This window comes from Paenibacillus sp. A3 (genome assembly GCF_001399685.1).
Classification (GTDB): domain Bacteria; phylum Bacillota; class Bacilli; order Paenibacillales; family NBRC-103111; genus Paenibacillus_G.
Genome location: NZ_JTHN01000122.1, coordinates 1 through 25101, shown reverse-complemented (window position 1 = coordinate 25101; position 25101 = coordinate 1). Strand labels below are relative to the sequence as shown.

The 25101-nt window shown below is 56.9% G+C and carries 19 protein-coding genes and 1 pseudogene; 17 read left to right on the top strand and 3 right to left on the bottom strand.

Translation table 11 applies throughout. The features are described from left to right. Window positions 1-1205: pseudogene (locus tag QJ48_RS18770) on the bottom strand (VCBS repeat-containing protein); the annotation flags it as partial. Window positions 1206-1471: 266 nt separating this feature from the next. On the opposite strand from QJ48_RS18770, the gene QJ48_RS18765 reads away from it, so the two are divergent. Next, window positions 1472-1684, top strand: coding sequence for a hypothetical protein (locus QJ48_RS18765; protein WP_025847835.1), 213 nt, complete (start codon window positions 1472-1474; stop codon window positions 1682-1684). 31 nt (window positions 1685-1715) lie between these two features. Beyond that, window positions 1716-3152, top strand: coding sequence for a PLP-dependent aminotransferase family protein (locus tag QJ48_RS18760; protein ID WP_054975059.1), 1437 nt, complete (start codon window positions 1716-1718; stop codon window positions 3150-3152). Window positions 3153-3183: 31 nt separating this feature from the next. Here the strand turns inward: QJ48_RS18760 and QJ48_RS18755 are convergent, their stop codons facing one another. Then, on the bottom strand, window positions 3184-4698 hold the full coding sequence (locus tag QJ48_RS18755) for a diguanylate cyclase (RefSeq protein ID WP_054975058.1): 1515 nt from the start codon (window positions 4696-4698) through the stop codon (window positions 3184-3186). Between the two features lie 195 nt (window positions 4699-4893). On the opposite strand from QJ48_RS18755, the gene QJ48_RS18750 reads away from it, so the two are divergent. The 7 genes from QJ48_RS18750 (at window position 4894) to QJ48_RS18720 (ending at window position 13384) form a co-directional block, all read left to right on the top strand. Further along, window positions 4894-7398 carry a U32 family peptidase gene (locus tag QJ48_RS18750; RefSeq protein ID WP_054975057.1) on the top strand — a complete coding sequence of 835 codons (2505 nt, stop codon included), beginning with the start codon at window positions 4894-4896 and terminating at the stop codon, window positions 7396-7398. A 284-nt stretch (window positions 7399-7682) separates the two neighbouring features. Beyond that, window positions 7683-8768, top strand: coding sequence for an ATP-binding cassette domain-containing protein (locus QJ48_RS18745; RefSeq protein WP_054975060.1), 1086 nt, complete (start codon window positions 7683-7685; stop codon window positions 8766-8768). Further along, window positions 8761-9474, top strand: a complete 714-nt coding sequence (locus tag QJ48_RS18740; protein ID WP_025847842.1) for an ABC transporter permease subunit — start codon at window positions 8761-8763, stop codon at window positions 9472-9474. Before QJ48_RS18745 ends, QJ48_RS18740 begins: the two co-directional genes overlap by 8 nt. Before the next feature lie 61 nt (window positions 9475-9535). After that, the gene (locus QJ48_RS18735) at window positions 9536-10927 is read left to right on the top strand and encodes a GldG family protein (RefSeq protein WP_054975056.1); all 1392 of its coding nucleotides are present in this window, start codon (window positions 9536-9538) and stop codon (window positions 10925-10927) included. Continuing rightward, entirely contained in the window at window positions 10924-11913 is a 990-nt protein-coding gene (locus tag QJ48_RS18730; protein ID WP_054975055.1) for a DUF4340 domain-containing protein, read from the top strand. Before QJ48_RS18735 ends, QJ48_RS18730 begins: the two co-directional genes overlap by 4 nt. Window positions 11914-12071: 158 nt before the next feature. Continuing rightward, entirely contained in the window at window positions 12072-12296 is a 225-nt protein-coding gene (locus tag QJ48_RS18725; RefSeq protein WP_054975054.1) for a hypothetical protein, read from the top strand. A gap of 26 nt (window positions 12297-12322) precedes the next feature. Beyond that, on the top strand, window positions 12323-13384 hold the full coding sequence (locus tag QJ48_RS18720) for a spore coat protein (RefSeq protein ID WP_054975053.1): 1062 nt from the start codon (window positions 12323-12325) through the stop codon (window positions 13382-13384). Window positions 13385-13480: 96 nt separating this feature from the next. Here QJ48_RS18720 and QJ48_RS18715 read toward each other — a convergent pair whose 3' ends face one another. Continuing rightward, a complete protein-coding gene (locus QJ48_RS18715) occupies window positions 13481-13855 on the bottom strand; it encodes a VOC family protein (RefSeq protein WP_193394465.1) in 375 nt (124 codons plus the stop codon). A 186-nt stretch (window positions 13856-14041) separates the two neighbouring features. Between QJ48_RS18715 and QJ48_RS18710 the strand changes: the two genes are divergently transcribed. From QJ48_RS18710 to ligA, 8 genes are all read left to right on the top strand, one after another. Continuing rightward, on the top strand, window positions 14042-14746 hold the full coding sequence (locus QJ48_RS18710; RefSeq protein WP_054975051.1) for a response regulator transcription factor: 705 nt from the start codon (window positions 14042-14044) through the stop codon (window positions 14744-14746). Next, the gene (locus QJ48_RS18705) at window positions 14743-15852 is read left to right on the top strand and encodes a HAMP domain-containing sensor histidine kinase (RefSeq protein WP_054975050.1); all 1110 of its coding nucleotides are present in this window, start codon (window positions 14743-14745) and stop codon (window positions 15850-15852) included. Before QJ48_RS18710 ends, QJ48_RS18705 begins: the two co-directional genes overlap by 4 nt. Before the next feature lie 108 nt (window positions 15853-15960). Then, a complete protein-coding gene (locus QJ48_RS18700; protein ID WP_054975049.1) occupies window positions 15961-16743 on the top strand; it encodes an ABC transporter ATP-binding protein in 783 nt (260 codons plus the stop codon). Continuing rightward, window positions 16718-18646: an ABC transporter permease gene (locus QJ48_RS18695; RefSeq protein WP_054975048.1), complete on the top strand. Its 1929-nt coding sequence runs from the start codon at window positions 16718-16720 to the stop codon at window positions 18644-18646. The genes QJ48_RS18700 and QJ48_RS18695 overlap by 26 nt, the downstream gene beginning before the upstream one ends. A 99-nt stretch (window positions 18647-18745) precedes the next feature. Then, window positions 18746-19330, top strand: coding sequence for a hypothetical protein (locus QJ48_RS18690; protein WP_054975047.1), 585 nt, complete (start codon window positions 18746-18748; stop codon window positions 19328-19330). A gap of 307 nt (window positions 19331-19637) precedes the next feature. Further along, window positions 19638-20321, top strand: coding sequence for a heptaprenylglyceryl phosphate synthase (locus QJ48_RS18685; RefSeq protein ID WP_082420576.1), 684 nt, complete (start codon window positions 19638-19640; stop codon window positions 20319-20321). A gap of 16 nt (window positions 20322-20337) precedes the next feature. Then, the gene (gene pcrA, locus QJ48_RS18680) at window positions 20338-22647 is read left to right on the top strand and encodes a DNA helicase PcrA (RefSeq protein WP_054975045.1); all 2310 of its coding nucleotides are present in this window, start codon (window positions 20338-20340) and stop codon (window positions 22645-22647) included. Between the two features lie 54 nt (window positions 22648-22701). Next, window positions 22702-24720, top strand: coding sequence for an NAD-dependent DNA ligase LigA (gene ligA, locus QJ48_RS18675; protein WP_054975044.1), 2019 nt, complete (start codon window positions 22702-22704; stop codon window positions 24718-24720). Window positions 24721-25101 lie beyond the last annotated feature (381 nt).

Sequence of the window (25101 nt, the reverse complement as noted above, 5' to 3'; positions counted from 1 at the left end):
TCGCCGTCGGCGGACAGGCGCGTGCCGCTCGAATAGAACGAATTCGGCGTCTCGCCGGCGAAGGCGGGCTTGTCGTTCGTTCCGGTATTCAAGTGGACGACGACCGATTCCTGCCAACGCCCCCACGTGAACGACGAGCGGACCAGCGAGAACGAAGGGATCTGCTTGTACTTCTTGAGCAGCTCCGCCCACTGGATGCCTTCGCCGTCGCGGATCGCCTCCAGCGCTTCGAAATGGTTCTGGTACGCCATCGCCGGCCGGCCGTAAGGCCCGTACGACTTTTTGACGCTGTAGCCGAGCTTCGTCTTGGAGACGAACGCGGCGTATTCGCTGCGCAGCAGGGCGTTCCCGGCTGCGAACGTAAAATGGAAGTACGGCGCCAGCGGCAGCTGGCTGCGGTCGAAATACAGCGCGTCCGGGGTCGGCTTCTTGGCTGCGTTCGTCTCCGCAGCCAGCTTTTTGAAGCCGAGCTTCGGGTCCATGCCGCTGCTTAGATCGTAGCCCGTCACAAAATACCGGTTCGGCAGTAGCGTGCCGCTAAAAAACACCGTGCCTTCCCCGTACCGGTTCAACGTATAAAGCGAGATGCCGTTCATCGAAGCGAGCGTCTGCGCCGTGGAAGGGACGAGCCCTTTGCCCCAGGAGAATCGGCTCAAGCTTCCTTCAGTGTCGTGCCGGAAGAAGCTGTCCGCGAACGACCGAAGCAGCTGTTGGACGCTTTGCAGGTCGGCATCGACATCCGGGTAAGACCAGAGGGACGGACTTCCGCTTCCGGCTCCGAGCGCGCTGCGGGCCGGCGCAGGGACGTCGACGACTTGTCCTGCTCCGAGAAAGCCGGGGTCAAAATCGTCCGCAAACGGGTTCTCAAGAAACAAATGCCCGCCTTCCCGGACGTAAGCTTGAAGCAGCTCCCGCTCGGAGTCTGTCATGCTCCCGTGCAGCGACGGGTCCAAATAAATCGAATCGTAAGACCGGAGCTCGCGCGCGCTCAGTCGGCTCAGCTCCTGCCGTTCCAGCTCCAGACCGACGACCGGCGATTGCCTCAGCTGCGCGTAGGCTGTCGGATCGGAAGCGCCGCCAGCGGTGGCGTACAGCAGGCGCACCTTCAGCTCTTTGTTTGCTGTCAGCAGGAAGACGAGAACGACGGCCGCAATTGCAACAATCGCAATCGCCGCCGCCTTGCGATAAGCTCGTTGTCGAATCAAAAAAATCTCCTCATTGCTCGTTAGGCTAGATTACCTTGCCATTATAGCACGGATGGCGGGCTTTGTTAACTTTTGCGCGGTCTGGCCGAGACTGGCGTGCCCCTCTAAACAGACCCATCCAATAGCCGCGAGAATGAAAAATTGGATGGGTAGAAAAGCGTCTGATTGGGGGGTTACGCCATATTCGTTCTCCTGTAAAGTAAGAGTAGGACGCGTACTTTTCGAGAAGATTATCCTTTATTATAGAAGAAAGGACGGAAGCTCTTATGAACGAATGGATGCTGTATTTGCTTATTTTCGTTATCGTCCTGTTTGCGCTGATCGCTACCATTGTGGTGGGCGTATCTGCCAAAAATAAAGAAGGCAACCCGACCTACGACCAGCGGACGGGAAAAAATCTGCTGCGGCTGACATGGATTTATGCCGTCGTTCTATTCGGCGGCTACCTGGTTTTCGCGTTATACATGTACTATATGTAATCCAGACTGCGGCAGAAGAAAGGGACCGACCATGTGGAAACCGGACCGCTTGGGCCCCGTGCCCATGTACCGACAAATCGCCGATCATTTCGAACGGCGCATCGTTCTCGGGGAACTGCCGCCGGGCTCGATCTTGCCTCCGGAGCGCAAGCTGGCCGGGCAGTGGCAGCTCAACCGCAGCACGATTATTCAAGCCTACGAAGAGCTGCGTTCCCGGGGGTTGATCGACCGCAGGAAAGGGAGCGGGACCCGGGTCAGCCTGCGAAAGTGGGAGGAATCGCCGAAGCCGGCCGTCGATTGGCAGGCCTACACCGAGCAAAGTCCCCCGCCGGGCTCTCCTCTGCTTCGCAAAGTCCGGGAGGAAGCCCGGAAAGGCGCGGAGGTCGTCGATATGGCCGGCAGCGAGCTGTCGGAGGACCTGATCCCGATGGAGGCGTTCCGGCAACTGATGCGGGAGCAGCCGCTTACGGAGCCGCTGGGATACACGGACCCGCAAGGGTTTTACCCGCTTCGGGAGGCGCTCTCCGTCTACTTGCGAACCTACCGCCAGGTGGATGCGACCGCTTCGTCCATCTTCGTCACGTCGGGCATTCAGCAGGCGCTATATCTCATTGCGCGCTGTCTGCTGCGTCCGGGGGATGCGGTGGGCATCGAGGTTCCGTCGTATCATTATTCGTCCCATGTCTTGCCCAGCGCCGGACTGCGGATGGTCGCGCTGCCTGCGGATGAGGCGGGAATACGGCCCGACGAGCTGGCTGCGCGCATCCGCAAGGAGAAGCTGCGCATGCTCATTTTGAATCCCGCGTTTCAAAATCCGACGGGCGGCACCCTTCGTCCGGATCGCCGAAAACGGCTGCTTGAAATCGCAGCGGACCTGGGCATCCCGATTGTCGAAGACGATCCGTACGGCTTGGCCGCGTTTCGGGACGAGCCTCCGGTGCCGCTGAAAGCGATGGATACGAGAGGCGTCGTGCTGTATGTCGGCTCGCTGTCCAAAATTGCGGCGCCCGGACTAAGAACCGGGTGGCTGGTTGGCCCCGACACCGTCATTCGTCAGCTGACGGCAGCCAGACAGCAGATGGATATGGGGCCGAGCGTTCTTCCGGAATGGCTGTCCGCGCGGTTTTTGGCTTCCGACTTTTTTCACAGGCACCTGCTGCGGGTCCGGCGAGCGCTAAAGCTGAAGAGCGAGCTGCTGATGAAGGAGCTGGATGTGCATCTGCAAGGGGAAATGACATTTGAGCGGCCGGACGGCGGACTGTACTTGTGGGGAAAGCTTGCAGGAGGAGTTTCGGCGGCAAGGCTGCTGGACGAGGGAATCAAACGCGGCGTGCTGTTCGTGCCGGGAAGCGTATTTGGGCCGGACAGCGGCCATGTGCGATTAACGTTCGCGCGTCCTTTCAAGAAGGATATCGCTGTCGGGGCGGCGCGCTTTGCCGAGGCTTTCCGGGCGGCTTCCAAACGATGACGCACTACAGGGCAAACGCCCTGTTTTTTTGTTAATCGGTCGCTTCGTCGGTGCTGCCATAGCATACCGTCCGGTTGCGGCCTTCGGCCTTGGCTTGATACAGCGCTTTATCCGCCAGATCGATCAATTGCTCGGGGGGAGCCGATGCGTCTGGCACGAGAGAAGCAAGCCCCAGGCTGACGGTAACATATGCGTGTGCGTCGGACTGGTTGTACGGCAAGGCGAGCCGTTCCACGGCCATCCGGATTGCCTCTGCCCATTCGTAGGCTTCCTCCGCCTCGACCTCCGTTAGAACACAGGCAAATTCCTCGCCTCCGTACCGCGCGATGAAATGAGATTTTTGCAGCAGCACGGCGTTGGCCGTCAGGGCAATCGTGCGCAGCACCTCATCCCCGCCCAAATGCCCGTGCGAATCGTTGTAGGCCTTGAAATGGTCCACGTCAAACATGATGACGGATAACGGAAATCGGTTCGCCGCGCAGTCCGACCAGGCTTTGGCCAAATGCTCGTCCAGCTTTCGACGGTTGGCGATGCCCGTCAGACCGTCGAGATTCGACAGCTTTTGCAGAAGGCTCAGCGCTTCCTGCAGCTGGCGCTCGGTCGTTTTGCGGCCCGTAATGTCTCTTAGCGTGACGAGCAGGGCGGCGCTGCCTTTATACACCGTAGGCGATACGGACAGTTCCACGATGATTTCGGTATCGTCGAGGCAAACGAGCTTTTGCTCGATCAGCTCGGGCTGCGCTTTGCCGGAACGGATGTCCTGACAGTGCGTCCAAGCCGTATTGCGGTTATCCGGATGAAAGAAATCGTAGATCGACCGGCCGAGAAGTTCTTTTCTTGCGGCGGCCCGCAGCAGCCGAACCCCTTTTTCGTTGATAAAGACAATCAGATCCTGACTCAGCACAAAGGTGGCGTCCGGCGAAGCCGTTATAAGCCGCTTGTAGCGCGCTTCGCTTGCCTGCAATTTCTTGGTCGATTCATGGGCCCGGACGATGTAAAGAAAGGCATAAACGGACAGCAGCCCGACAACGGTGGATATGACCCAATGATAAGCCAGAACGCTCGTGAGCTGCTGCAGCAAACCGTGAATGTGGAGGTTAAGGGAAATCGCGGCGGACACGTAAATCATCGCGACAGTATTGAGCAGCAGAAACCGCCGCAAGGACATGTCTTGGCGCCGCGCCAACGCCCCGCAGGTGATGCCGATCAGCAGCATGAGGATCGCGGCGACGATGGCAGAATAGGACGGACCGAACAAGCCGATTCTTCCGGAAGTGATGATGATCGCGCTGACGATGGCGGAAACCGGCCCGCCCTGCATCGCTGCGACGACCGTCGGGATATGACGCAGATCGACGATGATGGCCTCGTTCAAGCGTACGCTGTAAATCATAAGCAGGATTCCCTGCAGCCCGAAGCAAACGCCTAACGCCGCCTTCATTTTCCACGAAGAAGCAGGTCCGAGCCGGTAGTCTTTGAACAGTTGGCCGATGATAAAAAACGAGGCTACCAGCAGCGCCGCATTCGTTATGAAATCTTGGAACATCGAGTCCTCCGAATCGGATCGTTTCGAATAAATAAAGTACCTACATTATTCGTCATAATCTGACAAATTTCCTCTTTATTCGTCATTTCCATTTTTTGATGTTTCGTGCACGTTGGCAAGGGCTTGCCATGGTTTGTCGCCCCCGTTTCTGGTACACTAGGAGGAAAAGCGTTTTTTTGGAGGAATGAATTCAACATGCGCGAACTTCGCAAATCAGATATCGAGCTGCTGGCGCCTGCGGGAGATTGGGATTGCTTGCGGGCTGCCGTGGCGAACGGGGCGGACGCGGTCTTTTTCGGGGTCGAAAAATTCAATGCGCGGGCCCGGGCCAACAATTTTCATACGGACGAGCTGCCGGATATTATGTCGTTCCTGCACCGCTATGGGGTGAAGGGCTTTTTGACGTTTAATATTTTAGTATTTGAGGAAGAGATGGAGGATGCGAAATCCTTGATCGAGGCCTGTATCGATGCGGGCGTCAATGCGGTGATTGTGCAGGATCTGGGTCTGGTGAAAATGATCCGCGAGCTTTCCCCGGACTTCCCGATCCACGGTTCGACACAGATGACGATTACGTCGCCAGAAGCCGTCGAGTTCACAAAGCCGTTCGATATGGAGCGGGTCGTGCTTGGGCGCGAGAACAATCTGAAGCAAATCAAGCAGATCGGCGATCAGGCGAAGCTGCCGATGGAGGTGTTCGTGCACGGGGCGCTGTGCGTTTCGTATTCCGGGCAGTGTTTGACCTCGGAGATGTGGGGCGGCCGTTCGGCGAACCGCGGCGAGTGTGCGCAGGCGTGCCGGCTGCCGTACGATCTGATGGTCGACGGGGAGCAGAAGCCGATGGGCGATGTGGCCTACCTGCTGTCTCCTAAGGACTTGGCGGCGCTGGAGCTTGTTCCGGAGCTGATCGAAGCGGGCGTCACCTCCTTCAAGATCGAAGGCCGGCTGAAGAGCCCGGAGTACGTGGCGAACGTTGTAGCGAAGTATCGGCGCGCGATCGACCGTTATTTTGACGGCGACAATCCGAAGCCGACGAAGGAAGAGCTGCGGGAGCTGGAGCAGAGCTTCTCGCGCGGGTTTACGCACGGATTTCTGAAGGGCACGAACAACAAGCAGCTTGTGGAAGGCACGTATCCCAAGAGCCGCGGCGTGTATGTGGGGCGCGTGAAGCAGGTGCTGCGCGACGGCGTGCTGTGCGAGCTTGAGGCGCCGCTGAAGCGCGGGGACGGCATTTGCTTCGACGCGGGCGACCCGACGAAGAAGGAAGAAGGGGGCCGCGTCTACGATCTGCGCCGCAAAGGCGTGAAGCTGGAAGGCGAAGCGCCGGGCGGGCTGATCGAGATCGTGCCCGGGCGCAGCGACGTCGATTTGAGCCGAGTGCATGTCGGCGACCGGATCTGGAAAACGAACGATCCGCACTTGGACAAGCGGCTGCGCCAGACGTTCGAGACGGACAAGCCGTACCGCGTCTTTCCGGTAAAGGTTAAGGTAACGGGAGCAGCCGGGCAACCGCTGAAGAGCGTCTGGACCGACGTGGCGGCCGGGCATACCGTGACGGTCGAATCGGAGCTGCCGCTGGTGCCTGCGGAGAAACGGCCGATGGATGCGGCGCTGTTCGAGGAGCAGTTCGGGCGGCTCGGCGGAACGATTTATGCGCTGGAGGCCGTCGACGTGCATTTGAGCGGCGACTTGATCGTGCCGATGCGCGAACTGAATCAAATGCGCCGTCAGGCGGCGGAACTGCTGCTTGCGGAGCGGGAGCGCCCGCGCGCTTATATCAAGCGGCACGCGGACGTCTACGGCGACGCGCCTGCGGCGCCTGCAGCCGCCTCGAAGGCGCGGCCGTCGCTGACGGCGCTGTGCCGGAGCCTCGAGCAGGTGCAGGAGGCCTGTAAGCTGAACGTCGATCTCGTCTATGCCGATTTCGAGTTCATCAAGCAGTTTCCGGCCGCCGTGGAAGCCGCCCGTGCCGCAGGGAAACGCATCGCGCTGGCGACGCCGCGTATTCACATGCCCGGCGAAACGGGTTATTTCAAAAACATTTTGAACCTCGGCCCCGATGCCGTGCTTGTCCGCAATACGGGCGCCGTTTACTGGTTCATGCGGTACTTCGCGGAGCATCCGGCAGAAGCGCGCCCCGAGCTGATCGGCGATTTCTCGCTGAATATCGCCAACCACAAGGCGGCGGCGCTGTTCCTGGAAGCGGGACTTCAGCGGGTGACGCCGTCCTACGACCTGAACATTCAGCAGATGATCGATCTGCTGCGCCGGACCGACACGTCGAAGCTGGAGATCGTCATCCATCAGCATCTGCCGATGTTCCACACGGAACACTGCGTTTATTGCACGTTCATGAGTCCGGGTACGAACTACACGAACTGCGGCCGCCCGTGCGAGGAGCAGCGGGCGTCGCTGCGCGACCGGGTCGGCTTCTCGCATCCAGTGCGGGTCGACGAAGGTTGCCGCAACACGGTATACAACGCCATCGATCAATCGGGCGCGGAGTATCTCGCCAACTTTATGGAGCTTGGCGTATCCTCGTACCGCGTCGAATTTCTGGAAGAGACGGCGGAGAAGGTGCGTGAGGTGCTTGGTCTCTATGACCGTGCTTTGCGCGGGGAGATCGGCGGCACGCAGGTATGGAAGACGCTGAAAGCGACCAACCAGCTTGGCGTTACCCGCGGTCAGCTTGTGAAGTAAGCTTTTCTGTTATGGATATAGCATCATCGCAAAATAAGCCTCGTCGTCATCCCGGAACACAGTCGTTCCCGGATCGCGGCGGGGCTTTTCGTTTAAATGTAGGGATTGTGAGATATCTTTGTTCACAATTTAGACACAAATTTTTAATCCAATTTTCAGCTTCGATTAAGCTCTTATTATTGTTTCGTTTGTATATTGTTGTTGGTCTGTAAGCAGGTTAAGCGGCATGCAAGATGGAAATGGATGTTAGTAAGGAAACCATTTGTCAGATGGGAGGGTATGACGTGCTTGAGGTGAAAAAGGTCAGTAAATTATACGAGAACCAAAGAGGGGTCCGGCACATCGACTTCTCGATGAGCCGCGGCGAAATCGTCGGTTTCCTCGGGCCGAACGGCGCCGGGAAAACGACGACGATGCGGATGATCACGGGCTACTTGAACCCGACGCACGGCACGATCACGATTGACGGATTGTCCATGGCGGACCATCCGAAGAAAGCGCGGCAGAAGATCGGGTATTTGCCCGAGACGCCGCCGCTGTACCCCGAAATGAGCGTGAGGGCGTACTTGCAGTTTATTGCGGATCTGCGCGGCATTCCGGTGAGGGAGCAGAAGCAGCGCATCGGCGGAGTGATCGAGCGGCTTGGTCTGGAAGGGCGCGAGCGGCAAATTATTCGCAGCCTGTCCAAGGGCTACAAGCAGCGGATCGGTCTTGCCCAGGCGATTCTGCATAACCCGGATCTGCTCGTGCTTGACGAGCCGACGTCCGGCCTCGACCCTAAGCAGATTATCGAAATCCGCCAGCTTATTCGCGAGCTGGGCGAGAATCATACCGTGCTGCTGAGCACGCACATTTTGCCGGAGATCAACACGCTGTGCAACCGGGTGCTGATCATCAACCAGGGCAGCATCGTGCTGGACGGCCAGCCCGATCAGCTTGCGAACACGATGGGCGAGACGTTCGAGGTCTCGCTTGAAGTGAAAGGCCCGCGCGAAGCGGTGCTGGCGGAGCTGCGCGGCACCCCCGGCGTCGGCAGCGTCCGGGAGCTTGCCGGCGAACCGGCGGCAGCGTCCGCTCTTGCGGTCGAGCCGTCTCCACCGGCCGACGCCGAAGCTGCGGAGCCGACCGAGGCCGTCTCTGCCGAAGGCGAAACCGTGAAAGTCGTTGTCGCCTCGGCGGACAAGACGGACATTCGTGAAGCGTTGTTTTACCGGATGGCCGATAAGCGCTATCCGATTGTGTCGATGAAGAAAGAAAGCCTCAGCCTGGAGGACATCTTCCTGAAGCTGACGACGAACGAGTCGCTGGAATCGGCGGCCGCGGACGGCGGCCCGACTCCGGAAGCAGAGGAGGCGGTTCCTCATGCGTAGAACGCTGGCTTTAGCCAAGAAAGAGCTGCAGATGTATTTTTACTCGCCGATCGCTTATGCGGCGTTTGCGTTCTTTTTCGTCATTGCCGGGTACTTTTTCAGCGCGAACTTCCTGTACCCGCCCTATGTGGTCGACGTGCGTCCGATTTTCGGAACCATTACGTTCATTTTCCTGTTTATCATCCCGCTGCTTACGATGCGTCTCGTATCCGACGAGCTGCGTATGGGCACGGACGAGCTGCTGTTAACGTCGCCTGCAAGCATTTCGGAGATCGTGATCGGCAAATATTTGGCGGCGCTCGTCGTCCAGCTGCTGCTGGTCGTCGGAAGCCTGATCTATCCGCTGATTCTGAGCGCTTACGGCACTTTGGACCAGCCTGTGCTGTGGATGTCTTATCTCGCGATGTTCCTGCTTGGAGCGGCGATGATGTCCGTCGGCCTGTTCGCTTCTTCGCTGTCCGCGCACCAGATGGTTTCGGGGATCGCATGCTTTGCGCTTCTGTTCGTGTTCTGGACGATCGAATGGCTGGGCGATACCATCGGCGGCAAAGTCAAGGACTACCTCGGCACCTTCTCGATCGTCGGCCGGGCCGTAGATTTTCAGAAAGGCGTGCTTGATTTCGCCGACGTCCTTTTCTATGTGACGTTCATTGCCGTGTTCGTCGTGCTCAGCATTCAAGTGCTCGAAAGAAAACGGTGGAGATAAGCGCAAGTCCGGGATTCCGCGTACCTGCGGAAGAAGTCCAAGCAGAAGGGGGAAAGGCAAAGTGAACAAGTGGATTCGCGGCACGAATGCGACCGTGCTGTCGCTGGCGGTCATCGGCATTTTCATCGTGCTGACCATTTTTCTGAATTCGGTCAAGGGCCTTCAGGTCGACCTTACGCAAAATAAAAAATTTACGCTGTCCGATCAGACGACCCAGACACTCCAGGCGCTGGATAAAGACGTGCACATCATATCGCTGACAAGCGACCAAACCGATCCGTACATCAAGCGGCAAGTCGTCGATTTGGTGCAGGAGTACAAGAAGCGAAACGGCAAGATTACGTTCGACGAATACGATATGATCAAACAGCCGGCAATCGCCAAGCAGTACGAGGTGGATCCGTCGGGGACACTCGTGGTCGAGAGCGGCACGCAGAAGAAAACGATCTATTATTACGATATGTTTTTGCCCGGTCAGCAGCAGGGCCAATACAAGTTTAGCGGCGAAGAGAAGCTGACGCAGGCACTGGTCAATCTGAACAGCGAGGAGAAGAGCAAGGTTTACTTCCTTTCTGGCCATAACGAAATTCCGCTTAGCTCGATGAACATGTGGAAGAGCGGCCTCGAAGGCGAGAACTACGAGGTGAAGGACCTCAACCTGCTGCGCGAGGGCAAAATTCCGGATGACGCCAGCATGCTGTTCATTATCGGACCGGAAAACGATCTGAGCGACAAGGAAGCCGAGCTGATCAAGACCTATTTGAACGGCAAAGGCAAGCTGTATCTGGCGCTGGGCTTCAATAAAGATATGGAAACAAATTGGAAAAATATCGACTCCATCATGGGAGCTTACGGTATTAAAGACCAGCACGCCGTGGCGATCGAGCCGAGGCAAAGTATGTTGTACGATCCGCTTACGATCATTCCGGAATACGGCAGCCACGCCATTACGAGCAAGCTGCAGCAGTACGATCTGCTGACGATGATGACTTTGGCCGTCTCGCTGAATGCGGATCAGCCTGTGGCGGACTTCCCGGTAACGTCGATTCTTAAGACGACCGCTCAAGCCTACGGCGAGACCGACCTGAAGACGCTCGCCAACAGCAGCCGCAGCACCAAAGACGCGAATGACGTGAAGGGCCCGCTGAACCTTGGCTATGTCGTGGAGGATAAAGATAAGAAGCCGAAGGCCGTCGTGCTCGGCGGTTCGACGTTGTTCGACGACCGCGTGATCGCGCAGCAGGGCAACCGCGACTTTGCGCTGAATACGGTCGGTTGGCTGCAGGAGCAGCAAAATCAAGTAACGATTCGTCCGCGCGAAGGCGACGCCATCCAGACGGCGATGCTGACCGCAGGGCAGGGGAATATGATTTTTTACGGCACGGTACTTGTCTTCCCATTCCTCTTCCTGATCGCGGGCGGCGTGATTTGGTGGAGGAGGAGAAAAGGATGAAGCGGTTAATCCCGACGCTCGTTCTGGTTCTAGTCTGCATCGGAGGCTTCTGGTACGCATCGAGTCAGGACTTCTTCAAAGAGAAGAAACCGGAAGCGCCGGCGCTTGTCACGGTGAAAAAGGAAGATGTGGCGGGCTACACGATCAAAAACGGCGATACCGTCATCGAAATGCAGCAAAAGGACGGCAAATGGGCGATGACGAAGCCGTCCCCGCTTCCGCTGAACGACTACGCGCCCGCAGCTTGGGTCGATTCGTTCAACGGGGCTAAAAAGGAGAAAACCGTCGACGCGACCCCGACCGACCTGGCTCAATTCGGGCTCGACAAGCCGAAGCAGGAGTTTACGGTGAACCTCGCCGGCGGGACGGCGAATACGCTGTCCGTAGGCGACAAGACCGCCGTTCAAGGATTTTATTACGCGAAGTTTAATTCTTCGCCGGAGGTGTTCCAGCTTAGCGAATCTACGGTGAACGCGCTGGCGAAGCGGCAGACCGATTTTATGGAAAAAAGTCCGGTCAAGCTGAACTACGAGCAGGTTCGCTCGCTGGCCGTCGATTGGAAAGGCCAAGCTTGGACGATCGTCAAGACCGAGCCGGACAAGAAATCGTACGAGGCGGCCTGGAAGCTCGGCGACAAGGAGTTCAAGGGCGCCGATGCGAGCCAGTTTTTGGACAAAACGGCTTTCCTGACTTCGGATCAGCCGGCCAAGCGGATCGCCGAGATCAAGGGGCTGGATAAGCCGGAGCTTCGCATGGAGATTAAGGAAGCCGATGCGTCCGCCGGAGGCAAGGAAGGTTCTTCCGTCTACGTCGGAGCCGTCGAGGGCGATAACGTCTGGATCGCGAAGCAGGGCGGAGAATGGGCCTTCGCCGTTCCGTCCGCGAGCATTCAGGAGCTGGCCGATTTGAGCAAGAAGGAGCCGGCCAAGTCGGAGACTCCCCAAGGAGAGGCGCCGAAGCAAGAAGTGCCGAAGGAGCAAAAATAAAGCAATAGGACGTCTGTCGGGATGGGGTCCCGGCATGGCGTCCTTTTTTATAAAGAGATTATTGGCACGATTGGTCGGGACTGAAAAACAAATTGGCGTGTCATACATATTTTCCCACAGAGCGGGAAATCTAAGGCCAACAAGGAAGGAGGATTTGGATGATTACAGGTCAACAGCAAGGAGCGGTCAGCACGAAGGAGCTCGCCTACATTACGGATAGCCTCAAAAACGAGGAGTTGCTCGCTAAAATTGCAGCTCAAGGCGTAGCCGAAAGCCAGAATCCGCAGCTAAAGCAGAAGCTAGCCCAAATCGCGCAGGACCGTCTGCAAAATACGGACCAACTTCTCCGTACGCTGCAGCAGCAAACGCAAACCACCCACTAGGGGGAACCATAAGGAGGTGCGATAACATGTATCAGCAAAACTTCTCCAATCTCCAGCCGGCACAGACCCAGCCGGTTCACTTTCATTTGAACGAGCAGGATGTCGCGAACCTCGTCTTGTCCGAGCTTAAGCGCACGGCCCGCGAGTATACGACCGCCGCCTTGGAAGCGACGCATCCGGCGGTTCGCCAAACCTTTGTATCGTTGACGCAAAAGACGCTGCAGGATCAGGCCGAGCTGTACAACGTGTTGTCTCAATCGGGCGGATACGGCTCTATAAGCATGGCTTCCCAGCAAGAAGTGCAGCAGGAGCTCCAGCAGCAGCTTCGCAAGACCGAGCAGCTCCATTCAGTCGTTCAACAGGCGGTGCAGGCCGCCTATACAGGTGGAAACCTGTATGCACAAAGCGCCTATCAGCAGACGCAGGCTTTCCCGCAAGCCCAGCAGCCGGTTTACCAAGCGCCGGTGTATCCGACGGGCTATCCGTCCGGCGGCGCGACTACGACTTCCTCGACCGCATCGCCTTACGGCAGCAGCAGCTTCACTGCATTCCCGAGCGGCACTTACGGCCAGACGTCCGGCTCCGGCTTCAGTCATACGACGACCGGTTCGAGCGCTTACGGTTCAAGCGCAGGTACAACGGCCGGTTCAAGCTTAACCGGCGCAGGGGCGGGTCAACCGAGCGGGGCAAGCGCCTATAATCCGGGCCTCAGTCAAGTAGTCGGTTCCAGCTTCGGGAGCTCGCTTTCCTCCTCTGCCGGGGCGCATAACAACGAATATGGCGTGAAATCCTCCGTCACGGGGACGGACAACCAAGACTATTTCTCGGCCCGGTCGGTTCAAGATTATAACAGTAACAAATACAGCAGCGGGCAGGAGACTTACGCCGGGACCACGTCCTCGCAAGATACAAGCTATGCCCCGTCGTCTTCCGTCCGCTCTGCCGGCAGCAGCTCCAGCTTCGGCAGCGTCTCCTCGGGAGCCGAAGCGTCAACGTCGGGTCAAGCTTCCGTATCCGGCTCGCACCGCAGCAAAACGCATTCGCATTCCCAACATGGTACGACCCATAGCAGCAAATATATGATGTAAGGCGCTCTAGCCCGGCCAGAACCTTTCAGGTACCGCCGGGCTTTTTTTCGCACACGGTTCTATTCATGTAAACGGCCGTCCAGGCCACATTTTATGTTATGTGAGCCGCTGGACGAACTCAAGCCGGTTGCCGAACGGGTCCAGACAATGAAAGCGAAGCATGCCTTCCAGCCGCACGTCCTCCCGGATAACGATTCCCTTTTCCGATAATGCTTGTATAAGCTTTCCGATATCCTTGACCTGAAACGCAGGATGCGCTTTTGACGCAGGAGCGAAGTCAGTCTGCACGCCAATATGCACCTCATGGGGGCCGCAGGCGAACCATACGCCGCCGCGCGCCCGGAGCGGTGCGGGCTTCGGAATTTCCCGCATTCCCAGCAGTTCTCCGTGAAAAGCCCGCGCTTCTTTTTCAGATCCGGCCGGCGCGGCGAGTTGGACATGGTCGATCCCTGCATATTCGTGAGCTTCCATCATGACTAATGCCTCCCTTATCGATGTTTCATATATTGAAACTAAATTTCACTAAATGGTACAAATCTATCATATGCGATTTTGATTTTCATGTAAATAGAGCCGCACCGAGCACCACTACTAACCGAGCCTTGCCAAAAAAGGGTATAATATTTCCGTAGCGAGATGGAGAGGGGACTTGGGATAATGTATCGTATTCTGATCGTGGAGGATGACGATAAAATTGCCGGTATCCTTCAGGAATACTTGGAGAAGTACGGGTACGAAGCGGTTCGGGCAACCGACTATAAACATATCAAGGACGCGTTCCTTCAGCATAAGCCCGAGCTGGTGCTGCTCGATATCAATTTGCCTAGTTACGACGGCTTTTATTGGTGCCGTCAGATTCGCACCGTCTCCAGCGTGCCGATCTTGTTCATGTCCGCGCGGGTCGGGGACATGGACCAGATCATGGCCATTGAGAACGGCGGCGACGATTACATAACGAAGCCGTTTCATTCGGAAGTCGTCATGGCGAAGGTCAAAAGCGCTCTGCGCCGCGCCTATGGGGAATATGCGCAGGTGCAGTCCGGACGCGAGCTGACGGAGCTGAACGGCCTGTTCGTCGACCGGACCCGGAGCTCTGTCGAATGGCAGGGGCGGAAAGTGGACCTCAGCCGCAACGAGCTGCTGCTGCTGGATCTTCTGCTGAAGCAGGCGGGAGAAGTCGTTTCCCGCGAACGGCTGCTTGAAGCGCTGTGGGACGATATCGATTTCGTCGACGACAATACGCTGACGGTGAATGTGACGAGGGTGCGCAAAAAATTGGAGGAGCTCGGCATCATGCGCGCCATCGAAACGGTACGCGGCCAAGGCTACCGGCTTCAATCTTCCTGGGAGGGCGAAGGATGAGCTTTCGCGACTTTTTGGCCGACCGCATCGGCTTTATCGTCATTTACTGGATCAATATGATCTTAATCGCGGCTGTCGTGCAGTTGGACCTGCTGGGGAAAAATGTCTCGCTCGACGGAGACAATATCGCCTACATGGCGTTATTATCGGCAGCGGGGCTCACCGCTTTCTTGATCTTGGACTACATCAGGCAGCGAGGGTATTTCCAAGGCCTTCGCATACTGAAGCAAAGCGGGCTGGACGCCCGCAAGCCCGAGGCGATGGAGGGCGTCATAAGCCTGCCCACGGGTGTCACCCGGGAGCAGCGGATTGCCGTAGAGCTGCTGTTGGAATTATACGGCGCTTATACCGACCGGCTCGAGAAGCACCGGATTTCCCAGGACCAGCACCAAACGTTCGTTCGGTTGTGGGTGCATCAAATGAAAACGCCGGTATCCGTCATCGGACTGCTGACCGAACAGCCGCACGCCGCGCCGAAGGAAGCGCCCCAACGTCCGGTTGGGGCCGTACTGGAGAGCATCCAGGAAGAAAACGAGAAGCTGCGTCAAGGCCTCGACATGATGCTGCACACGGCACGGCTTGAGAAGTTCGAAGCGGATCTTCGCATGCAAAAGGTCGACCTGCTGCAAGCGGTCCGCCATGTCATTAACGAGCATAAGAAGGCATGCATCCGTTACCGGATTTATCCGAAGCTGATCGCCAGCCACGAAGCGTGCTATATCGATACGGATGACAAGTGGCTCGGCATCATTTTGCATCAAGTCGTCTCCAATGCGATTAAATATTCCAAAAGCAAGCACGACGGCAGCAAATCGTTGATCATTACCATCACGAAGGACGGCAGCGGCTGTCATGCCGTATTTCAGGACGAAGGGATCGGCATCGCCGAGCAGGATCTTCCGCGGGTGTTCGATCCTTTTTTTACCGGCGAGAACGGCAGGCTCGTCGCCGAATCGACCGGCATGGGGCTGTTTGTCGCCAAGGAAGCGTGCCGGAGGCTCGGGCACCGGCTTGAGATCGAATCGAAGCTCGGGGAAGGAACGACCGTCCGCCTTCATTTCCCGCGCAGCGGAGCGCTGCACGAGGGGCTGCTCCCCCTTAAGTGACAGTGTTGTAAGAAAGCAGGATTGCCATGTAAGGTGAATCGATGGCTTGGCCGGCGGAACCTTCGTATACTACAGGCAGAGTGAAGTGATCAAAGGAGGACCCGCATCGTGACTACTGTACTGAAGACGGACGCCTTGTCCAAAATATACGGCAGCGCCGGCAAAGGCGTCGTTTATAAAGCGCTTGAGCATATCTCGCTGGAAATCGAACGGGGAGAATTCACCGGCATTATGGGGCCGTCGGGCAGCGGCAAGACAACGCTGCTCAATCTGCTCGCCACCATCGATAAACCAACCTCGGGACATATTGAAATCAACGGCACCGACCCGGCGAGGCTGAACAACAAGCAGCTTGCATTATTCCGCCGCCGCGAGCTCGGCTTTGTATTTCAAGATTTCAACCTGCTGGAGACGCTCTCGATCAAAGAAAACATCATTTTGCCGCTCGTGCTGGAAGGTGCGAAACCGTCCGAGATTGAGCGGCGCGTGGCGGAAATCGCCGAAGTGCTCGGCATTACCCCTATATTATCCAAACGCACGTATGAAGTATCCGGAGGGCAGCAGCAGCGTACGGCCATTGCACGCGCCATCATTCACCGTCCGTCGCTGCTGCTGGCGGACGAACTGACGGGGAATCTGGATTCGAAGGCGGCCAAAGACGTGATGGAGTCGCTGCGAAGTCTTAACGAGGAGCGGGGAGTGACCATCCTGATGGTGACGCATGATCCGTTCGCCGCCAGCTACTGCAAGCGGGTTGTGTTCATTAAGGACGGCAGACTGTTCTCGGAAATTCGCCGCGGCGCGAACCGCCAGGCCTTTTTTCAACAAATCTTGGACAGCTTAAGCGTGCTGGGAGGGAACTTCGATGAACTTCCGACAGCTCGCCCTTAAAAATATTCAAGGCAATTGGCACCGGTACATTGCATTTTTTCTGAGCAGCGCTTTTTCCGTTATGGTCTTCTATATGTTCGGTTCGTTCATTTACCATCCCGAAATCGCAAACGGGAATATTAAAGCCGCAAGCATGGTGAAGCAAGTGCTCTTCGCCTGTCAGATTCTGATCGTCATCTTCTCGTTTTTCTTCGTGCTGTACGCCAGCTTTGCTTTTCTCAAGACGCGCAAGAAAGAATTCGGCCTGCTCACCTTGTTCGGAATGACCCGTTCGCAGATCTGCCGCCTGATGTTTTACGAGCAGATGATGATCGGTCTGCTGTCGATCGGCGTCGGGATCGGTACTGGCATGCTGTTCTCGAAGCTGTTCTTCCTGGCTATTGCACGTTTGCTTCAAATAGATAGTCCGATTCGCTTCGTCGTGCCGTCCCAGGCGCTGCTTCAGACGGTCATCGGCTTTCTGGCCTTGTTTCTCGCGATGACCTTATTTGCGATGTTCAGCGTGGGCCGCAGCCAGATCATTGCGCTATTGCGGGCGGCCAAACAGCCGAAGAAGCCTCCCGTGGCTTCGCCGTGGCTCACCGTCTTGGCGGTTGTTTGCCTTGGAGGCGGCTATTATTTGGCGTTTACGACTTCGCTGAGGCTCATTTTGCACCTTATGCTGCCGATCATTTTTTTAACCGTACTCGGCACCTATTTCCTATTTACGCAGGCGAGCGTGGCGATGATCCGCAGATTGCAGCGAATGACGGGCTTGTACTACAACAAGACAAATATGATTGCCGTCTCGCAGCTTGCGTTCAAAATGAAAGACAACGCGCGCACGCTGTTCGTCGTTTCGGTTTTGAGTGCGGTCATTTTGACGGCATCGGGCACGATTTACGTGTTTTATAAGAACAGTGACAAGCAGGCGATGGAGCAGTTTCCGAATACGATAAGCTTTACCCAACAAGGGCTCACTGCTCCTAAAGGGGCAGACCCCGAGAAGATCAAGGCCGTATTGGCCGCTGAAAGAGCAAGCGTAGCTAAAGAATTGAAAATCGCAGGCGTACAGGTCTCGCTTAAGCTGGACGGCTCCCGCGCATCCGATACGACGGCGCTGCTGATATCGGAATCCGATTACAATCGGGCAGCGGAAGGAATCGAGTATGCAGCTCCGCTTCAGATCGCGCCGGGGCATGCCGTATTCAGCTATCCTTACCGAATGGGCGACGTCATACTAATGGAAAAAGGTTCGCAGCGAACCGTTCAATTAAACGGGCAAACCTGGCCGCTGGAGATGGACGGGCAGGTAACGGGAGGCGTCATCAATCTGATAGGAGAAGCGAGCGGGCTACTCGTGGTCAATGACGGGGAATATGCCCAGATGATGGGCGAGGTGCCTGACGACCGGAAGCTTGTCTATTACGGCTTTGATTTGAATCGCTGGCAGGAGCATATCGATACAGTGGAGAAAGTAAAGCAGTCCATTCCCGAAGATCAGCGGAAAAAGTTATTCAGCCCCGCCTCGATCTACGCCGCGAACAAACAAAGTTCGTCATTGATGCTGCTCATCGGTCTGTTCGTCAGCTTCCTGTTCTTTGTCGCTTCGGCGAGCATGCTGTATTTCAAGCTGTTCACCGAGCTGCAGGAAGACGATCATCAATATCGCGCGCTCATGCGGATCGGGATGTCCGTGCCTGAAGTCCGGCGGATCATCAACATACAGATCGGTCTGCTGTTCCTGCTCCCGGTTGTCGTAGGCGCGGCTCACGCGGCTTTCGCTTACAAGACGTTAGCTAATTTAATCTCGATGAACGTATGGTCTTACGGGGCGCTGGTCATTTCCATTTTTGCCGTGCTGCAATTTGGGTATTTCCTGCTTACCCGCCGCGCCTATATGGGCCAGATGAAGAGCTTGTAAGCACCGCTGTAATCTGCACTCCTCCGCAAGCTTGGTATATTTTTTCGTCTTTGAACCATAATACGAAAAAAGAGCCAACACGGAAGGGGCATCATCCGGGTGAAAATCATCGTCACACTGCTTCTGGCCGCGGCGCTTCTGTGCGGCTGTACAAGGGAGCCCGATCGCGACGCTTCCGATATGAAGACGCTGCAAAAAACGGTAGGCCGCGAGAGACTGCTGCAGACGTTCAGCCAAATCGAGCCGCCGCCGATGGGAAAAGAAATCATGAACAAGTCCGATCAAGAGATCATCGCTTGGATTAAGCAAGTGGACGACTGGACGCATAAAGTGCTGTCTTCGCCGGTTACCGGGGAGATGGACGAGTACGCCATGCGCGAGATGCAGACGCAGCTTGGGAAAGTGTATACGCCCGAGATGTCGCGGCGGATGATCGATTACTTCTACCGCCGGGACTCCCGGATCGGAACGTATCAGGCGAACAGCACCAAAGCGATGCTGGGCCTGCGCAGCGAATGGGGGCAGTACGAGCTGCACAAATCACAGCCCGCCGAGGGGCAGTACAAGCTCAGCCTGACCGGCAGGTCGAAGCAGGACTACAGCGAATCCGTCATGCATCACGAGTCCGCCTACAGCGTGCAAGGCGACCGCTTGATCGTCAGCGAATTCAAGACCCGCTCTTGAACCGCCCAAACAGCTTTATTTACAGCAGACTGGTGTCTAGTACGCGCCGGTCTGTTTTTTTGTATGTCGACTATGGAAAAAGATTCAGGCTAGTCTTCCGACGCAGACGAACAAGCATTCCTATTCCTTGCTTGTTTTATGGTATAATAGGAAGAAGAGCCATTCCCCGCAAGCTTCATTGACACCGGGCGCGGGCTTCGCATAGACTTGACTTGAGACAGGATGAATCAGCTCCGTACGTTCCTTTTCCGGGGGCGGCGGGCTTGCCGCGTTTAACGGACAGGAGGCAATTTCTTTGCATTTGCGTATGGAAGAATGGAAGCATGTGTTTAAACTTGATCCGGACCGGGAGATCGGCGACGAAGCGCTTGAGCGCATCTGTCTCTCCGGCACCGATGCGGTGATGGTCGGCGGCTCGTCCGGCGTCACCTTCGACAACACCGTCGACCTGCTGGCGCGCATCCGCCGGTATGAAGTGCCGTGCGTCTTGGAAGTGTCGGACAGGGAAGCGATCGTGCCGGGATTTGACTTGTTTATGATCCCGATCGTGCTGAACGCCGGGGATACGCAGTGGATCGTCGGTCGGCATCAGCAGGCGCTGAAGGAATACGGCGCGATTCTGGATTGGGACGAGCTCGTTCCCGAAGGCTACATTATATTGAACGGCGATTCCACGGCAGCCAAGCTGACCGAAGCGGACGTGCGGCTCGACGCGAAAGATGTGGAGGCCTATGCCCGCATCGCCGACCGTTTGTTCCGCTGCCCGATTGTTTACTTGGAATACAGCGGCGTGTTCGGCGATATGGAGCTGGTCGGCCGGGTGAAGCGTCTGCTTTCCCAGTCGCGGCTGTTTTACGGCGGCGGCATCGACAGCCCGGAGAAAGCGCGCGAGGCGGCCATGGCGGCGCATACCGTCGTTGTAGGCAACGCGGTATACGATGATCTTGAACGGGCGCTCGCTACGGTCCCGGCGGTAATGGAAATGCGTTAGAAAGGAAATAAAAATAATGATCAACGAACCTATCGATATACTCAAAGCGATTCAAAAGCTCAACCCGCAGCAAAGACGCGCCGTCGAAGCGACGGACGGACCTCTGCTGATCATGGCCGGGGCGGGCAGCGGCAAAACCCGCGTGCTGACGCACCGGATCGCTTATTTGATCGCGACGCGCAAGGCGGCGCCGTGGAGCATTCTGGCCATTACGTTCACGAACAAAGCGGCGCGGGAAATGCAGGAGCGCGTCAGCGCCCTCGTCGGCCCGCAGGGGCAGGATATTTGGGTATCCACCTTCCACTCGATGTGCGTGCGTATTTTGCGCCGCGACATCTCGCGGATCGGCTTCACGTCGAATTTTACGATTCTCGATTCGGGCGACCAGCTGTCCGTAATCAAAAATTGTATGAAAGAGATGAACATCGACTCGAAAAAATTCGAGCCCAAAGCGGTCCAGGCCGCGATCAGCAACGCCAAGAACGAGCTGCTGACGCCGGAGAAATTCGAGCGTAAGATCGGCGATTACTTCGACGGCATCGTCGCCAAAGTATACTCGTCCTACCAGCGCAAGCTGAAGGCCAACAACTCGCTTGATTTCGACGATCTGATCATGACTACGATCGAGCTGTTCCAGCAAGTGCCCGAGGTGCTCGATTTTTACCAGAACAAGTTTCAGTACCTTCATGTCGACGAATACCAGGATACGAACCGCGCCCAGTATATGCTGTGCCGGATGCTGGCCGACAAGTACAAGCGCATTTGCGTCGTCGGCGATAGCGACCAGTCGATTTACCGCTGGCGCGGGGCCGACATCAGCAATATTCTCGATTTCGAAAAAGATTACCCGAACGCCACCACCATTTTGCTCGAGCAAAATTACCGCTCGACCTCGAACATCTTGAACGCCGCGAACAAAGTGATCGCCAACAACACCGGACGCAAGCCCAAGAACCTGTGGACCGACAAGGGCGAAGGGCAAAAAATCCGGCTGTACCAAGCCGATTCCGAGCATGAGGAAGGCTATTTCATCACCGGCGAAATCCGCAAAAACGTGGACAAAGGCCGCCGGTTCAGCGAGCATGCCATATTGTACCGCACGAACGCGCAGTCCCGGGTCATCGAGGAAATTTTGATCAAATCCGATATTCCTTATCAGATCGTCGGGGGCATCAAGTTCTACGACCGTAAAGAGATCAAGGACATTCTCGCCTACCTGCGGCTCATCTCGAACCCGGACGACGATATCAGCTTTGCGCGGATCGTCAATGTGCCGAAGCGGGGCATCGGGGATACGACGGTCGAGCGGCTGGGGGCAGCGGCGGGGCAATTCGGCGTATCGATGTTTGCGATGCTGGAGAACGTGGACAGCATGGAGATTGGTGCCAAAGCCCGCAACGCGCTGGCCGATTTCCGAGATATGATCGAGAATCTGTACCGGATGGTCGATTATTTGTCCGTAACCGAGCTGACGGAGAAAATGCTCGAGATGAGCGGCTACCGTGAGGAACTGAAGCGGGAGAACACGATCGAGTCGCAGGCGCGGCTGGAGAACATCGACGAGTTCCTGTCCGTGACGATGGACTTCGAGAAGCGCAACGAGGATAAATCTCTCGTATCGTTCCTGACCGATCTGGCGCTGATCGCCGACATTGATTCGATGAATCAGGACCCGGAAGCGGGCAAGCAGGGCGTTGTGCTCATGACGATGCACAGCGCCAAAGGACTCGAGTTCCCCGTCGTCTTCATCATGGGCTTGGAGGAAGGCGTATTCCCGCACAGCCGGGCCTTGATGGACAACGAGGAGCTGGAAGAGGAGCGGCGCCTTGCTTACGTCGGAATTACCCGTGCCGAGGAAGAGCTGTTCCTCACGTGCGCCCGGATGCGCACGCTATTCGGACGGACGACGGCGAACGCGCCGTCCCGGTTCCTTCAGGAGCTTCCGCAGGAGCTCCTGGAGACCGTGCGCGCCGGCGGCGGCTTCGGCCGCGGCGGAGCGTCAACCCCGGCGTGGGCCGGCGGCGACCGCCGCTTCGGCAGCGCCGGAGGCTTCGGCGGCGCGCCCGCACAGGCGGGCCGCACGCCGGTGAGCTTCCGCAGCGGCCCGGCCGCCGCGGGAGGGGCAGCGCCCAAAGCCGCGGCCCCCGCGGCGCAGGCGACCGACTTTGCCATGGGCGACAAAGTGTCGCATGGCAAGTGGGGCACCGGTGTCGTCGTCGCCATCAAAGGCTCGGGCGACGACACCGAGCTGCAGATCGCTTTCCCGGCCCCCGTGGGCGTCAAACGGCTGCTGGCCAAATTTGCGCCGATCACCAAGCAGAGCTAGAACGCCAGGCAAGGCAACCCTTATATCCCGTAGCCATGAGAGGATGAATTTCCGATGCCGGACGCTTTGGAAACGATGAAGACGCTCATCGAAGAGATCAATAAACACAATTACGCATACTATACCTTGGATCAGCCCTCTCTCACGGATGCCGAATACGATGCGCTCTATGATAAGCTGGTTCAACTGGAAGCCGAAACCGGCACCGTACTGCCTTACTCGCCCACTCAGCGGGTAGGCGGCGAGCTGCTCAAAGGGTTCGAACCGCACCGGCATCTGGCCCGGCTTTGGAGCCTGGACAAGGCGCAAAACCACGATGATCTGATGGCGTGGCACACGCGCGCCCAAAAGCTCGTGAACGACTACAATACGCAGCATCCGGACGATCCGCTGCCGCCTTTATCTTTTGTCGTGGAATTGAAATTCGACGGCTTGACGCTGAATCTGACCTACGACCGCGGCGAGCTCGTGCAGGCGGCCACCCGGGGCAACGGCGTCGTCGGCGAAGGGATTCTCGCCAATGTCAAAACGATCCGTTCCGTGCCGCTGCGCATTCCATATACCGATGGGATTATCGAGGTGCAGGGCGAGGGAATAATGAACTTGTCCGTGCTCGAAGCCTATAACGCGACCGCAGCCGAGCCGCTCAAAAATGCGCGCAACGCCGCCGCAGGCGCCCTCCGCAACCTGAATCCGAAGGTGACGGCGGAGCGCAAGCTCAATGCTTACTTTTACAACATCGGATATGCCGATTCTCTGCAATTCCAGAATCATCAGGAAATGGTCGAGTTCCTGCGCGACAACCAGTTCAAAGTCAGCCCGTTCGTCAAATTCGTCGACAGCATCGACGCGGTGGAGGAAGAGCTGGAGAAACTGGTCGCCATGCGCAATACGCTTGATTTTCTGATCGACGGCCTGGTCGTAAAAATAACGGATATGCGCACCCACGAAGTGCTCGGATATACCGACAAATTCCCGCGGTGGGCTGTAGCTTATAAGTTCGAAGCCGAGGAAGCCGTGACGACGCTGCTCGACGTGAGCTGGAACGTGGGCCGGACCGGCAAAGTGACGCCGCTCGCCCGGGTGGAAGCCGTCGATATCGGCGGTGTGACCGTACAGAACTGTACCCTTAATAATATGGACGACATCGAACGCAAAAATTTAAAGTTCGGTTTAGGCAGTCTTGTCTATATCCGCCGCTCCAACGACGTCATTCCGGAGATTCTCGGCAAAGTGACCGAAGAAGCGGACGGCAGCGAAATCGTGCCTCCGGCGGTGTGCCCTTCCTGTGGACACGATCTGGAGAAAAAGGGCCCGCATCTGTTCTGTACGAATAAGGTGGACTGCCGGCCGCAGCTTGTCGGGCGCATTGCCCATTTCGCCTCCCGCGATGCGATGGATATCGAGACATTCAGCGAGAAGACGGCCGAGCAGCTCTACGATTCGCTCGAAGTGCGCGATCCGTCCGATCTGTACTATTTGACGTTTGACGATTTGATCAAGCTTGAACGCTTCGGAACCAAAAAGGCCGAGAATTTGATCGCCGCCTTCGAGAAAAGCAAGCAGCCCGATCTGGCATCGTTCTTGTTTGCTCTCGGCATTCCGAATACAGGCAAGACGACGACCAAGGAGCTTGCCGAGCATTACCGCAGTCTCGAGAAGCTGATGCAGGCGGAGCCGGAGGAACTGATCACGCTGCCGGATATCGGCGGCATCGTTGCTGAGAGCATCGTCGGCTTTTTCCGCGATCCGGCGATGCAGCGAAGCATTGAGCGATTGCTTGCCGCCGGTATACAGCCAGTCAGCGAAGAAGCGCCTGCGGTCGTCGACGAAAGCAGTCCGTTCTTCGGCAAAACGGTCGTCTTAACGGGTACGCTCACCACCATGGGGCGGGACGAAGCCGCCAAGAAGCTGGAGAAGCTGGGCGCCAAGGTGACCGGCAGCGTGTCGAAGAAGACCGACATCGTCATCGCCGGGGAGAACGCCGGCAGTAAGCTGGCCAAAGCCCAAGAGCTGGGCATCCGCATTATTGATAACGAAGAGGAGCTGCAGCAGCTGTTAGGAGACGTCTAATCATTTTTCACGCTGTGCAGCACGAAACCGCCGGTTCCGGAAAAGGAGCGCGGCGTTTTTTCGTTCTCGGCAAGTACTATAAAATGCCCGCTAAAAAAGTGCGCCACATGCCAAGGAGTGGGCCCGATTTACATTTGCCAAAATTTGTGGTTGCATTCGACCCGGAATCTGTGATACATTATTGCTTGTCGCCGCGAGAGGCAGTCAGCCTTGAACGAGCGGCCAACGAAAAAAGCAGTTGCAAAGCTCGTCCTGATGTGATAAGATTAGATCTTGTCACGGCAGAACAGAATAGTGATGAAAGCTCTTTGAAAACTGAACAAATGAGAACGAAATGCCAAGCGTAACAAGCAATTGAGCTATATCAGCTTTTCTTTAATG

Coding starts and splice junctions, on each gene's coding strand:
- QJ48_RS18725 (WP_054975054.1), top strand. CDS start 12,072: ATGATTACAGGTCAACAGCAAGGAGCGGTCAGCACGAAGGAGCTCGCC.
- QJ48_RS18730 (WP_054975055.1), top strand. CDS start 10,924: ATGAAGCGGTTAATCCCGACGCTCGTTCTGGTTCTAGTCTGCATCGGA.
- QJ48_RS18740 (WP_025847842.1), top strand. CDS start 8,761: ATGCGTAGAACGCTGGCTTTAGCCAAGAAAGAGCTGCAGATGTATTTT.
- pcrA (WP_054975045.1), top strand. CDS start 20,338: ATGATCAACGAACCTATCGATATACTCAAAGCGATTCAAAAGCTCAAC.
- ligA (WP_054975044.1), top strand. CDS start 22,702: ATGCCGGACGCTTTGGAAACGATGAAGACGCTCATCGAAGAGATCAAT.
- QJ48_RS18720 (WP_054975053.1), top strand. CDS start 12,323: ATGTATCAGCAAAACTTCTCCAATCTCCAGCCGGCACAGACCCAGCCG.
- QJ48_RS18685 (WP_082420576.1), top strand. CDS start 19,638: ATGGAAGAATGGAAGCATGTGTTTAAACTTGATCCGGACCGGGAGATC.
- QJ48_RS18765 (WP_025847835.1), top strand. CDS start 1,472: ATGAACGAATGGATGCTGTATTTGCTTATTTTCGTTATCGTCCTGTTT.
- QJ48_RS18755 (WP_054975058.1), bottom strand. CDS start 4,698: ATGTTCCAAGATTTCATAACGAATGCGGCGCTGCTGGTAGCCTCGTTT.
- QJ48_RS18760 (WP_054975059.1), top strand. CDS start 1,716: ATGTGGAAACCGGACCGCTTGGGCCCCGTGCCCATGTACCGACAAATC.
- QJ48_RS18750 (WP_054975057.1), top strand. CDS start 4,894: ATGCGCGAACTTCGCAAATCAGATATCGAGCTGCTGGCGCCTGCGGGA.
- QJ48_RS18695 (WP_054975048.1), top strand. CDS start 16,718: ATGAACTTCCGACAGCTCGCCCTTAAAAATATTCAAGGCAATTGGCAC.
- QJ48_RS18715 (WP_193394465.1), bottom strand. CDS start 13,855: ATGGAAGCTCACGAATATGCAGGGATCGACCATGTCCAACTCGCCGCG.
- QJ48_RS18710 (WP_054975051.1), top strand. CDS start 14,042: ATGTATCGTATTCTGATCGTGGAGGATGACGATAAAATTGCCGGTATC.
- QJ48_RS18705 (WP_054975050.1), top strand. CDS start 14,743: ATGAGCTTTCGCGACTTTTTGGCCGACCGCATCGGCTTTATCGTCATT.